At 63.8% G+C, this 13,025-nt stretch carries 11 protein-coding genes; all 11 read left to right on the top strand.

The window, feature by feature from the left end; all coding sequences use genetic code 11:
* Positions 1-9: 9 nt before the first annotated feature.
* The 11 genes from dnaA (at position 10) to LZ605_RS15415 (ending at position 13,007) form a co-directional block, all read left to right on the top strand.
* Positions 10-1,341 carry a chromosomal replication initiator protein DnaA gene (dnaA, locus tag LZ605_RS15465; RefSeq protein ID WP_249842380.1) on the top strand — a complete coding sequence of 444 codons (1,332 nt, stop codon included), beginning with the start codon at positions 10-12 and terminating at the stop codon, positions 1,339-1,341.
* Between the two features lie 275 nt (positions 1,342-1,616).
* Positions 1,617-2,717 carry a DNA polymerase III subunit beta gene (gene dnaN, locus LZ605_RS15460; RefSeq protein WP_005411731.1) on the top strand — a complete coding sequence of 367 codons (1,101 nt, stop codon included), beginning with the start codon at positions 1,617-1,619 and terminating at the stop codon, positions 2,715-2,717.
* 935 nt (positions 2,718-3,652) lie between these two features.
* Positions 3,653-4,747 carry a DNA replication/repair protein RecF gene (recF, locus tag LZ605_RS15455; RefSeq protein WP_249842379.1) on the top strand — a complete coding sequence of 365 codons (1,095 nt, stop codon included), beginning with the start codon at positions 3,653-3,655 and terminating at the stop codon, positions 4,745-4,747.
* A gap of 112 nt (positions 4,748-4,859) precedes the next feature.
* Positions 4,860-7,319, top strand: a complete 2,460-nt coding sequence (gene gyrB / locus LZ605_RS15450; protein WP_249842378.1) for a DNA topoisomerase (ATP-hydrolyzing) subunit B — start codon at positions 4,860-4,862, stop codon at positions 7,317-7,319.
* 65 nt (positions 7,320-7,384) lie between these two features.
* On the top strand, positions 7,385-8,230 hold the full coding sequence (locus LZ605_RS15445) for a CPBP family intramembrane glutamic endopeptidase (protein ID WP_249842377.1): 846 nt from the start codon (positions 7,385-7,387) through the stop codon (positions 8,228-8,230).
* Positions 8,231-8,302: 72 nt separating this feature from the next.
* A complete protein-coding gene (locus tag LZ605_RS15440) occupies positions 8,303-9,109 on the top strand; it encodes a M48 family metallopeptidase (protein ID WP_032128510.1) in 807 nt (268 codons plus the stop codon).
* 132 nt (positions 9,110-9,241) lie between these two features.
* The gene (locus tag LZ605_RS15435; protein ID WP_249842376.1) at positions 9,242-10,435 is read left to right on the top strand and encodes a tetratricopeptide repeat protein; all 1,194 of its coding nucleotides are present in this window, start codon (positions 9,242-9,244) and stop codon (positions 10,433-10,435) included.
* A gap of 143 nt (positions 10,436-10,578) precedes the next feature.
* Positions 10,579-11,247: an energy transducer TonB gene (locus LZ605_RS15430; RefSeq protein ID WP_097048099.1), complete on the top strand. Its 669-nt coding sequence runs from the start codon at positions 10,579-10,581 to the stop codon at positions 11,245-11,247.
* A gap of 93 nt (positions 11,248-11,340) precedes the next feature.
* Positions 11,341-12,102, top strand: a complete 762-nt coding sequence (gene exbB / locus LZ605_RS15425; protein WP_005411738.1) for a TonB-system energizer ExbB — start codon at positions 11,341-11,343, stop codon at positions 12,100-12,102.
* A 62-nt stretch (positions 12,103-12,164) separates the two neighbouring features.
* The gene (locus tag LZ605_RS15420; protein ID WP_005411739.1) at positions 12,165-12,590 is read left to right on the top strand and encodes an ExbD/TolR family protein; all 426 of its coding nucleotides are present in this window, start codon (positions 12,165-12,167) and stop codon (positions 12,588-12,590) included.
* Between the two features lie 3 nt (positions 12,591-12,593).
* The gene (locus LZ605_RS15415) at positions 12,594-13,007 is read left to right on the top strand and encodes an ExbD/TolR family protein (protein WP_005411740.1); all 414 of its coding nucleotides are present in this window, start codon (positions 12,594-12,596) and stop codon (positions 13,005-13,007) included.
* Positions 13,008-13,025: the final 18 nt, after the last annotated feature.

Genomic DNA, 13,025 nt, shown 5'->3' with positions numbered 1-13,025 from the left:
TTATTGCTGATGGATGCCTGGTCCCGTAGTCTCGAACGCCTCGAAGCGGAGTTCCCGCCGGAAGACGTTCACACCTGGTTGAAGCCGCTGCAGGCCGATCTGCGCGTGGACAGCCTGGTGCTGTATGCACCGAATGCCTTCATCGTCGATCAGGTCCGCGAGCTGTACCTGGCGCGGATCCGCGAGCTGCTGGCCCATTTCGCCGGTTTCAGCGACGTTTTTCTTGAAATCGGCTCGCGCCCGCGGCCCGTGGAGGCGCAGAACGCGCCGGTTTCCACGCCGTCGGCGCAGGTGTCCAGCGAACCGCAGGTACCGTTTGCCGGCAACCTGGACAACCACTACACCTTCGCCAACTTCGTCGAAGGCCGCAGCAACCAGCTGGGCCTGGCTGCGGCGTTCCAGGCGGCGCAGAAGCCGGGCGACCGCGCGCACAACCCGTTGCTGCTGTACGGAGGCACCGGCCTGGGCAAGACCCACCTGATGTTCGCCGCCGGCAATGCGATGCGCCAGGCCAATCCGGGTGCGAAGGTGCTGTACCTGCGTTCGGAACAGTTCTTCAGCGCGATGATCCGGGCCCTGCAGGAAAAGACCATGGATCAGTTCAAGCGCCAGTTCCAGCAGGTCGACGCGCTGCTGATCGATGACATCCAGTTCTTCGCCGGCAAGGACCGCACCCAGGAAGAGTTCTTCCACACCTTCAACGCGTTGTTCGATGGCAAGCAGCAGATCATCCTGACCTGCGACCGCTATCCGCGCGAAGTCGAGGGCCTGGAAGCGCGCCTGAAGTCGCGGCTTGCCTGGGGCCTGTCGGTCGCGATTGAACCGCCGGACTTTGAAACCCGCGCCGCCATCGTGCTGGCCAAGGCACGCGAACGCGGCGCCGAGATTCCCGATGATGTTGCGTTCCTGATCGCCAAGAAGATGCGCTCCAATGTGCGCGACCTCGAGGGCGCGCTCAATACCCTGACCGCCCGCGCCAATTTCACCGGCCGCGCGATCACCACCGAATTCGCCCAGGAAACCCTGCGCGACCTGCTGCGCGCCCAGCAGCAGGCGATCAGCATTCCCAACATCCAGAAAATCGTGGCCGACTACTACGGGCTGCAGATCAAGGATCTGCTGTCCAAGCGCCGGACCCGCTCTCTGGCCCGTCCGCGCCAGGTCGCCATGGCCCTGACCAAGGAACTGACCGAGCACAGCCTGCCCGAGATCGGCGACGCCTTTGCCGGTCGCGATCACACCACGGTGCTGCATGCCTGCCGCCAGATCCGCACCCTGATGGAAACCGACGGCAAGCTCCGCGAGGACTGGGACAAGCTGATCCGGAAGCTGAGCGAATGATGCACGGATGCCGATGAGGCGTCATCGCACAAAACGGTGCAGAATCCGGTAGCAAGCGCGGGACACGTTGTGGATAAAAATGGCGTTTGAAATCGCGCTGATTTTATCCACAGCTTTCCCCACCCCTTGGGGGTCGGTAATACAGAGGGTTTCGAGGTCGGAAATTCTTTTATTTACAAAGACTTAGCGTTGTTTTCCAGCGATTCTGTCTCTACCAGCACCACCAAGCTTTTGATTTATTCCACATTTTTTAAAGCATAGGGGCACGGAACCACATGCGTTTCACACTGCAGCGCGAAGCCTTTCTCAAGCCGTTGGCACAGGTCGTCAACGTGGTCGAACGCCGCCAGACCCTTCCGGTTCTGGCCAATTTCCTGGTCCAGGTGCAGAACGGCCAGCTGTCGCTGACCGGTACCGACCTGGAAGTGGAGATGGTGTCGCGGATCGCGGTTGAAGACGCCCAGGACGGCGAAACCACCATTCCCGCCCGCAAGCTGTTCGAGATCATCCGTGCCCTGCCTGATGGCAGCCGGATCACCGTCTCGCAGACCGGTGACAAGATCACCGTGCAGGCCGGCCGCAGCCGCTTCACCCTGGCCACCCTGCCCTCCAATGACTTCCCGTCGGTGGACGAAGTGGAAGCCACCGAGCGCGTGGCCATTGGCGAAGCGACCCTGAAGGAACTGATCGAACGCACCGCGTTCGCGATGGCCCAGCAGGACGTGCGCTACTACCTCAACGGCCTGCTGTTCGATCTGCGCGGCGATGCCCTGCGGACTGTCGCCACCGACGGCCACCGCCTGGCCCTGTGTGAAACCGATCTGGCCAAGCCCAGCGGTTCCAAGCGCCAGATCATCGTGCCGCGCAAGGGCGTGACCGAACTGCAGCGCCTGCTGGAAAGCGGCGATCGCGAGATCGAGCTGGAGGTCGGTCGCAGCCACGTCCGCGTCAAGCGCGACGATGTCACCTTCACCTCGAAGCTGATCGACGGTCGCTTCCCGGATTACGAAGCGGTGATCCCGATCGGTGCCGACCGCGAAGTGAAGGTGGATCGCGAGGCCCTGCGCGCCTCGCTGCAGCGCGCCGCGATCCTGTCCAACGAGAAGTACCGCGGCATCCGCGTGGAAGTCTCGCCGGGCAACCTGAAGATCAGCGCGCACAATCCGGAACAGGAAGAAGCCCAGGAAGAAATCGAAGCCGACACCACGGTCAGCGATCTGGCCATCGGCTTCAACGTGAACTACCTGCTGGATGCCTTGTCCGCGCTGCGCGACGAGGAAGTCATCATCCAGCTGCGTGACTCCAACTCCTCGGCGCTGGTGCGTGAATCCAGCAGCGAGAAGTCGCGTCATGTGGTGATGCCGCTGCGCCTCTGACGGCAGCGCTGTTCCACGTGGAACCGAACGACGCCCGGGATCTTCCCGGGCGTTTTTTTTGGTTCCACGTGGAGCATCGATCAGTGCTCTTGGGCTGATCTCATTGATGGCGGCAGTGTCATGGCGGGTATCGCCTAGGTGTAGCCCGAGGGTGTGAGTGCAGACTTCCTTGCATGCCCTCGGGATCGCCGTTGCGATCTCCGACATGCGCGGTCGCGCTCTGTGCAGGTCAGTCAGATCGGACTACCCGACAGGGGGAGCCTCATCTGCAAACGCGTCTGTCCACAGACGGGGTTCTGGCCGAATCGGGCCGAGCCTAGCTTCTAAATCTGGGTATAAATCTAAAGCCTGGTGGTGATGGTAGGGCCAGATTTCGTGGAAAAACGCATTATCTCTATGATTTGAAAGGGATTTATGCAGCTGAAACCCCCTGTATAGAGGCCCCTCAGGCTGGGGGGGAACCTGTGGATAGTTTCACCGGCCTCGCAAAAGGGCTTTTTTATCCACAGATTGCCCATACCTTGTGTATAAGTCATACAGCGCCGCTGTGGACAGCGTGGAACGAACGGCCTGAATTCTTTGAAATCTGTGGAACCCTGCAGGACCTTGGATCGCAGAACTGAAGGAATTCATGGGTTCCTTGGCCGCCACCTGCGCCGGACCGGCGATGAAGCCAACCGAAAGCACGTGAAATCGGCGAAATCTGAGGGCCTGGACCCTGATCCCCCGTGCAGATTTGAAGGAATTTCGGGCCCATCCCGATCCCGCGCGTTCCTCGGCGATCGCTGCATGCCACGTGGAACCTGCGAATGCGCGCCAGCAGGCGGAAGGTCTCCATCTCGACGAGGACAGCACCGCGCCCGGCTTGACCGATGCAGTAAGCTGATGGATTCCCTGCCCTTCTACCGCTTCGAGCGGATGGTCCTTCGCGCCCCATGCAGATCCGCCGCCTTGCCTTGCATCACCTGCGTCGTTTCAGTGCGGTGGACCTGTCGCCCCAGCCGGGTTTGAACCTGCTGACCGGCGACAACGGCGCCGGAAAGACCAGCGTGCTCGAGGCTCTGCATCTGATGGCCTATGGCCGCAGCTTCCGCGGACGGGTGCGCGATGGCCTGGTCCGCCAGGGCCAGGAGGCGCTGGAAGTCTTCGTGGAATGGGACGAGCAACGCGCCCATCATCCGCCGCATCGCCGAAAGGCCGGCCTGCGCCACAGCGGCCATGACTGGAAGGGACGTCTGGATGGCGAAGACGTGTCTCAGCTTGGCAATCTCTGCGCCGCGCTGGCCGTTGTCACCTTCGAGCCCGGCAGCCATGCGCTGGTCAGCGGTGGCGGCGAACCCCGTCGCCGCTTCCTCGATTGGGGCTTGTTCCACGTGGAACCTGATTTTCTGTCCCTGTGGCGCCGCTACTCGCGGGCCCTGAAGCAGCGTAACGCCCTGCTCAAGCAAGGCGGGCCCTCGCGGATGCTGGACACTTGGGATCACGAGCTGGCTGAAGCCGGAGAGCCGCTGACCAGTCGACGCCAGCATTATCTGGAGCGCCTGCAGCAGCGCACGGTTGCACTGGCCGCCAGCCTGGCGCCGCAGCTCGGCATCCAGGGCATGCAACTGAGCCCGGGGTGGCGCCGGCATGAACTGCCGTTGGCCGATGCCCTGCTGCTGGCGCGGGAACGCGACCGTCAGGCCGGCTATACCTCGGTGGGCCCACACCGGGCGGACTGGAGCGTCGACTTCCACAGCATTCCTGGCCGCGATGCGCTGTCCCGTGGCCAGGCCAAGCTGACGGCCCTGGCCTGCCTGCTGGCCCAGGCCGAAGACTATGCGGAGCAACGGGGCGAATGGCCGGTGATCGCGCTGGATGATCTGGCCTCGGAACTGGACCGCACCCATCAGGGCCGGGTACTGGAGCGCCTGCTCGCTGGCCCGGCGCAGATCTTCATCACTGCCACCGAAACGCCGGCAGCGCTGCAGGAACTGACGCATATCGCCCGGTTCCACGTGGAACATGCACAGATCGTGGCTGTGCCATAGTGGGCACACCAGGGCCGCTCGACCCCGGCTGGTATAATTCGGGTTGGAATCCTTTCATTCTCGGCGCACCGCTCGCAGTGGTGGCCGACCTGCGGAGCCTACGGCAAGCGCAATGAGCGACGAACAGAACACCCCGGCAAACAACGGCAATTACGACGCCAACAGCATTACCGCCCTGGAAGGCCTGGAGGCTGTCCGCAAGCGTCCCGGCATGTACATCGGTGATGTGCATGACGGCACCGGTCTGCACCACATGGTGTTCGAGGTCGTCGACAACTCGATCGACGAAGCGCTGGCTGGCCATGCCGACCATGTGGCGGTGACGATCCACGCCGACGGCTCGGTTTCGGTGTCCGACAACGGCCGCGGTATCCCGACCGGCAAGCACGAGCAGATGAGCGCCAAGCTCGGCCGCGAAGTGTCCGCCGCCGAGGTGGTCATGACCGTCCTGCACGCAGGCGGCAAGTTCGACGATAACAGCTACAAGGTTTCCGGCGGCCTGCACGGCGTCGGCGTCAGCGTGGTCAACGCGCTGTCGCAGAAGCTGCTGGTGGACGTGTTCCAGAACGGGTTCCACTACCAGCAGGAATTCAGCAATGGCGCCGCAGTGACCGCGCTGGCCAAGCTGGAAGCCACCACCAAGCGCGGCACCACCGTGCGCTTCTGGCCGTCCACCGTGGCCTTCCACGACAACGTGGAATACCACTACGACATCCTGGCCCGTCGTTTGCGCGAACTGTCGTTCCTGAACTCCGGGGTCAAGATCGTCCTGACCGACGAGCGCGGCGATGGCCGTCGCGATGACTTCCATTACGAAGGCGGCATCCGCAGCTTCGTGGAGCATCTGGCGCAGCTGAAGACCCCGCTGCACCCGAACGTCATCTCGGTCACCGGCGAGCACAACGGCATCGTGGTGGACGTGGCGCTGCAGTGGACCGACTCCTACCAGGAGACGATGTACTGCTTCACCAACAACATTCCGCAGAAGGACGGCGGTACCCACCTGGCCGGTTTCCGCGGCGCGCTGACCCGCGTGCTCAACAACTACATCGAACAGAACGGCATCGCCAAGCAGGCCAAGATCAACCTGACCGGCGACGACATGCGCGAAGGCATGATCGCGGTGCTGTCGGTGAAGGTGCCGGACCCGAGCTTCTCCAGCCAGACCAAGGAAAAGCTGGTCAGTTCGGACGTGCGCCCGGCCGTGGAAAACGCCTTCGGTGCGCGCCTGGAAGAGTTCCTGCAGGAGAACCCGAACGAAGCCAAGGCCATCGCCGGCAAGATCGTCGATGCCGCGCGTGCGCGTGAAGCCGCGCGCAAGGCCCGCGATCTGACCCGCCGCAAGGGCGCGCTGGATATCGCTGGCCTGCCGGGCAAGCTGGCCGACTGCCAGGAAAAGGATCCGGCGCTGTCCGAACTGTTCATCGTCGAGGGTGACTCGGCAGGTGGCTCGGCCAAGCAGGGCCGCAACCGCAAGAACCAGGCGGTGCTGCCGCTGCGCGGCAAGATCCTCAATGTGGAACGCGCGCGCTTTGACCGCATGCTGTCCTCCGACCAGGTCGGTACGCTGATCACCGCACTGGGTACCGGCATCGGCCGCGACGAGTACAACCCGGACAAGCTGCGCTACCACAAGATCATCATCATGACCGACGCCGACGTCGACGGCGCCCACATCCGCACCCTGCTGCTGACGTTCTTCTACCGTCAGATGCCGGAGCTGATCGAGCGCGGTTACGTCTACATCGGCCTGCCGCCGCTGTACAAGATCAAGCAGGGCAAGCAGGAGCTGTATCTGAAGGACGACCCGGCGCTGGACAGCTACCTGGCCAGCAGCGCAGTGGAAAACGCTGCGCTGGTGCCGGCCACCGGCGAGCCGGGCATCGAAGGCCTGGCCCTGGAGAAGCTGCTGCTGGCCTACGCCGCTGCGCTGGATTCGATCGAACGCAACGCGCACCGCTACGACCGCAACCTGCTCGAAGCGCTGGTCGATTTCGTGCCGATGGACCTGGACAGCCTGCGTACTGCCGGCGAAGGCGAAGGCCTGGATGCGCTGGCCAAGCGTCTGAACCAGGGCAGCCTGGGCAGCCCGCGCTTCAGCCTGGAACTGCAGGAACCCAACGACGAGCGCCCGGCCGCTGTGCTGGTGACCCGTCGCCACATGGGCGAACAGCACATCCAGGTGCTGCCGATGTCGGCGTTCGAAAGCGGTGAACTGCGTGCGATCCACCAGGCCTCCAAACTGCTGCACGGCCTGGTGCGCGAAGGCGCCACCATCTCCCGTGGCGCCAAGTCGATCGAAGTCGATACCTTCGCCAAGGCGCAGAACTGGTTGCTGGAGGAAGCCAAGCGTGGCCGCCAGATCCAGCGCTTCAAGGGCCTGGGTGAAATGAACCCCGAGCAGCTGTGGGACACCACGGTCAATCCGGAGACCCGCCGCCTGCTGCAGGTGCGCATCGAAGATGCGGTGGCCGCTGATCAGATCTTCAGCACGCTGATGGGTGATGTCGTCGAACCGCGTCGTGATTTCATCGAAGACAATGCGCTGAAGGTCGCCAACCTGGATATCTGACACAATCGGGCATGGCCGGTGCACGGGGAGGTGCGCCGGCCTTCATCCTTGAACACAGGTACCTGATGTCCGCTTCCGCCCCGGTCTCCGCCCCGCCGCCGGTACCCCCGGCCTCTGCCGCCCCGCGCGCCGTGCCACCGCTGGCAGGTTTCTTCATCGATCTCGGCATCGCCGCCGTGGCGCTGATCGGCCTGAGCATGGTGACCGGCCTGTTCTGGGGCTTCTACCGGGCCATCGTGGTCGGTTATGCCAATGCCGAGGCCAACGGCGGTGCGATGACCGCAGCCGCAGCCACCACGGCCGTCGGCCAGCCCGGCGCGCTGGCGCAGATCCTGATGGCATTGATCGCCACCGGCGGCGCGGCGCTGCTGCTGTACTTCTGGCGCCGTCCGGCCAACGCGGCCGAACGCCTGGCATCGCGACAGGCACTGCGGCGGCCGTCGACCTGGGGCTGGACCCTGCTGGTGGCCACCCTGATCGTGCTGGGCAGCAACGGCATCGCCTTCCTGGCCCGGCAGTTCGGCATCGAACCGGTGCCGACCAACGTGGAACTGATGCAGAGCGCGATCGCGCGTTTCCCGCTGTTCCTGGTGCTGTTTGCCGTGGTGCTGGCGCCGGCCTACGAGGAACTGCTGTTCCGCCGCGTCCTGTTCGGGCGCCTGTGGCAGGCCGGTCGACCGTGGCTGGGGCTCATCCTCAGCAGCCTGGCCTTCGCCCTGGTCCACGAAGTGCCGGGCGTGAGCAAGAATTCCTGGCTGGGCATGGCGCAGTTGTGGCTGGTCTACGGCGGCATGGGTGCGGCCTTCTGCTGGCTGTATCGCCGCACCGGTACGCTGTGGGCGGCCATCGTGGCGCATGCGCTGAACAATGCCGTCGCACTTGCCGCGATGGTGTTCCTGGGGTCAACGTAACGCCGTGTCCGCTTGACGAAAGATTAAGCCGCTACGTTGGACACTGCGCACATGAACACGGGGGATCTTTCCATGAAGCAACTGCTGTTGGCCCTTGTCATCACCACGCTGGTCAGCGCCTGCGCAACGACCACGTCCCCCACCGGACGCCGGCAGATGGTGGGCGGCGTATCGCAGGCGCAGCTGGACCAGCTGGGCGCGCAGGCGTTCGCTGAAACCAAGCAGAAGGAAAAGATCAGCACCGATGGCCGCCAGAACGGCTACGTGCAGTGCGTGGTCAATGCCCTGGTCGCACAGTTGCCGCCTCAATACCGGGGCGTACGGTGGGAGACGGCGGTGTTCGTGGACAAGGAACCCAATGCCTTCGCCCTGCCCGGCGGCAAGGTCGGTGTGAACACCGGCATCTTCACCGTGGCCAAGAATCAGGACCAGCTGGCTGCCGTGATCGGCCATGAGATCGGCCACGTCATCGCCCGCCACCATGAAGAGCGCATCACCCGCCAGATGGGCGCACAGACCGGCCTGGCCGTGCTCGGCGCGCTGGCCGGTGCCGCCTACGGCGAGGGCGCCGCCAGCACCGTCAACCAGCTTGGTGGGATGGGCGCGCAGACCGCCTTCCTGCTGCCTGGCTCGCGGACCCAGGAGAGCGAGGCCGACGTGATCGGCCAGCGATTGATGGCCCAAGCCGGTTTCAACCCCGCCCAGGCCGTGGATCTGTGGCAGAACATGATGGCCGCCAGCGGTGGCCGCAGCCCGCAATGGCTGTCCACCCACCCCGATCCGGCCAACCGGATCCAGGAACTGCGCCGTGATGCGCCGGGCCTGACCCCGGTCTACCAGCAGGCGCAGGCGGCCGGACTGCGGCCAAAGTGCGGATGAGTGCGCAGTTTCATGCTGTAGTGCAGCACATAAAACGATTTCTCACGCCATCTGTTTCTGATACGTTTGGCGGCTCAGATTTTTCTGACAGTCCGACTTTGCCGCTATCCGGCGGTTCGATCGAGGTGAACGATGATTTTCCGTAACCACAAAGCTGTGCTTTCCGTCCTCGTCGCGACCGCCCTGACCGGCGCCGTGGTCACCGATGCCTTCGCGCAGTCCTCGCGCTCCTCCGACCGTAGCAACCGCGGCGGCAGCAGCAAGCAGGCCAAGGCCGAAGTGCTCTACCCGAACGCGACCCGCCAGGAGCCGACCGTCAAGGCCTCGGCCAAGATGGGCAGCAAGCTGCAGAAAATGATCGACAGCTACAACAACGAAAAGTTCCCGGAGACGCGTACGCAGGCTGACGCGATCCTGGCTGACAGCGCCGCGAACGAGTACGACAAGTCGCTGGCCGCGCAGCTGGCCTCGCAGGCCGCCTACCAGACCGACGATACCCCGGGTGCGGTCGCCTACCTGAAGCAGGTGCTGCAGTTCAATGGCCTGGACAACAACGGCCACTTCCAGTCGATGCTGATGCTGGGCCAGCTGCAGCTGCAGGAAGACCAGACCGCCGAAGGCCTGGCCACCCTGGACAAGTACTTCGCCGAGAGCAAGTCGACCAAGCCGGAAGAACTGGTTGCCAAGGGCCAGGCCCTGTACCAGCTGGAGCGCTACCAGGAAGCGGTGCCGGTGCTGCAGCAGGCCATTGCCGGCGCCACCGAGCCGAAGGACAGCTGGAACCAGCTGCTGATGGCGGCGCTGTCCGAGTCCGGCCAGACCGGTGAGGCGCTGAAGACCGCCGAAGCACTGGCGGCGAAGAACCCGAACGACAAGAAGGCGCAGCTGAACCTGGCCAACATGTACATGCAGGCCGACCAGATGCCCAAGGCTGCCGCGGTGATGGACAAGCTGCGCAGCAGCGGCCAGCTCACCGAAGAGCGCGAGTACAAGCAGCTGTACTCGATCTATGCCAACACCGAGAACAAGGAAAAGGACGTCATCGCGGTCATCAACGAAGGGTTGCAGAAGGGCATCCTGAAGCCGGATTACCAGGTCTACCTGGCGCTGGCCCAGTCCTACTACTACTCCGACCAGGTACCGCAGGCGATCGAGGCGTGGCAGAAGGCTGCCCCGCTGTCCAAGGACGGTGAGACCTACCTGAACCTGGCACGCGTCCTGCATGCCGAAGGTCGCGTCCCCGAGGCCAAGCAGGCCGCCCAGCAGGCGCTGGCGAAGGGCGTGAAGAACCAGGCTGATGCCAAAAAAATCATCAACCTGAAGTAAGTAGGAATAACGCCTGAACGCCTGCTCAGTTGATGCGCAGGCGCTCAGGATTGGTATAAGCTTGGAGGTTCCTGCGGTGTCATGCACCGCTGATCAGGGATTCCGCCCCCGGCATCCCGGCCCCACTATTGAGCTCTTGGCGCATGACGGAACAACTAGTCGTTCACCGGTACGAACAACCCGATGACAAGGGGCTGAGCTGGCCTCGCATCGTCGGCATCGCGTTTGTAATTGCCCTGCATCTGGCCGCCTTCATGATGCTCCTCATCCCCGCCGTGGCTCCCAAGGCCGTCGCGGAGAAGGAGCGCAACGTCATGGTGACCATCGTGGATGCACCGCCGCCGCCGCCCCCGCCGCCGCCGCCGCCGCCGCCGACCGATACTCCGCCGCCGCCGGTGAAGAATCTGTCGCCGCCGAAGCCGTCGCCGGTCCCGCCGCCGCCGCAGGCGCCGGTCGTGGACGTGCCGGAACCGCGCCCGAACGATATCGTCACCCCGCCGTCGCCTCCGGCGCCGCCGGCACCGGCGACCTCGATCGAGGCCAGCGTGGACATCTCGTCGAAGGCCATGAATCCGCCGCGCTACCCGCCGGCAGCCTTCCGCGCTGGTATCCAGGGCGAAGTGATCCTGATCATTGATGTCGATGCCAACGGCAACGTCACCAATGTCACGGTGGAAAAGTCCAGCCGTAACCGCGACCTGGACCGTGCTGCCATGGAAGCAGCTCGCAAGTGGCGCTTCAACGCCGCTGAATCTGGCGGTAAGAAGGCGGCAGGTCGCGTTCGCGTCCCGGTCAACTTTGCGCTGAACTGATGCGTCCGGGTGGCCGCCCGGCCACCCCCGCTCCGGTTCGATTGTTTAGCTTAGCTACACCCTTTATCACCACACACAACAAAGGTAAGCGTCATGCTGCAGGAAATTTTCATCGCCGCTGCTGCCGGGGGCAATCCGTCCAACGCCCTGTCGCAGATGGGCTTCGAGCACCTGATCCACGAAATGACCACCAAGCCGGGTGATTTCGCGGTTTCCTGGGTCGTGCTGCTGACCCTGATCGCGATGTCGGCCATGTCCTGGTACTGGACCGTCATCAACATCTTCCGCGCCACCCGCCTGAAGAGCGCCGCTGATCGCGTCGTCAGCCTGTTCTGGGACACCCCGAACGCGCAGGACGCCATCCGTGCGATGGAAGAGCAGCCGGCTTCGGAGCCGTTCTCGAAGATCGCCCTGGACGCTGCGCAGGCTGCTGCCCACCACCAGCGCGCTGAAGGCGGCGCCACCGGCGGCGTCGGTGAGAACCTGAGCCGTTCGGAGTTCGTCGACCGCGCTCTGCGCCAGGCCGTCACCCGCGAAAGCAACAAGCTGCAGTCGGGCATGACCCTGCTGGCTACCGTCGGCGCGACCGCTCCGTTCGTCGGTCTGCTGGGTACCGTGTGGGGCATCTACGGCGCGCTGATCAAGATCGGTGCCACCGGCTCCGCTTCGATCGACGCCGTTGCCGGCCCGGTGGGTGAAGCGCTGATCATGACCGCGATCGGTCTGTTCGTCGCGATCCCGGCCGTGTTCGCCTTCAACTTCTTCAGCAAGATCAACAGCGCGACCATCAGCAAGTTCGATACCTTCGCGCACGACCTGCACGACTTCTTCGCCACCGGCTCGCGCGTCCGCTAATTGCGGCGCGCGTTACCCAGCGACGAACGTAAGTAGTCACCAAGATCTAGACGGAGCCCGTTATGGCTTTCAGTAGTGGTAACAGCGGCGGCCCCATGGCCGACATCAACGTTACGCCCCTCGTGGACGTGATGCTGGTGCTGCTGATCATCTTCATCATCACGGCGCCCCTGATGTCCCACAAGGTCAAGGTGGATCTGCCCGAAGCCAACCTGATCCAGAAGCCGGAAGACGCTGAAAAGCGTTCCGGACCGATCACCCTGGCAGTCAAGGAAGACGGCTCGATCTACTGGAACGACGAAGAAATCAACAAGCAGACTCTCGAGTCGCGCTTGGCGACCGCCGCCCAGCAGACCCCGCAGCCGCCGCTGAACCTGCGTGGTGACCGCACCACCAAGATGCGTGTCATCAACGACCTGACCAAGGTCGCGCAGGAACAGGGCATGTTGGACGTCGGCTTCGTCGCGACCAAAGAAAAGGGGCAATAAGCCATGGCATTCAGTAGTGGTGGTGGCAAGGGCCCCATGGCAGACATCAACGTCACGCCCCTCGTGGACGTGATGCTGGTTCTGCTGATCATCTTCATCGTGACCGCGCCGATCATGACGTACCCGATCGCCGTGGACCTGCCGCAGCGCGTGCTCAACCCACCGCCGCAGCTGGTCGAACCGCCGCCGCCGATCGAACTGAAGATCGACGCCAGCAACCAGGTCTCGTGGAACAACAGCCCGATCAATACCAGCGAGCTGCAGCAGCGGATGGAGCAGGAGGTCCAGCGTGACCCGACCAACCAGCCGGAACTGCGCATCGACGCCAGCCCGGATTCGGAGTACGACGTGATGGCCAAGGTTCTGGCCGCCGCGAAGAACGCTCAGATGAAGAAGATCGGTTTTGTGCAGCAGTAATCGCTACACCGCAACACA

It is taken from the genome of Stenotrophomonas maltophilia (assembly GCF_023518235.1).
Classification (GTDB): Bacteria; Pseudomonadota; Gammaproteobacteria; order Xanthomonadales; family Xanthomonadaceae; genus Stenotrophomonas.
Note: the sequence above shows the minus strand (reverse complement) of the source record. Positions and strands in the feature narration are given on the sequence as shown.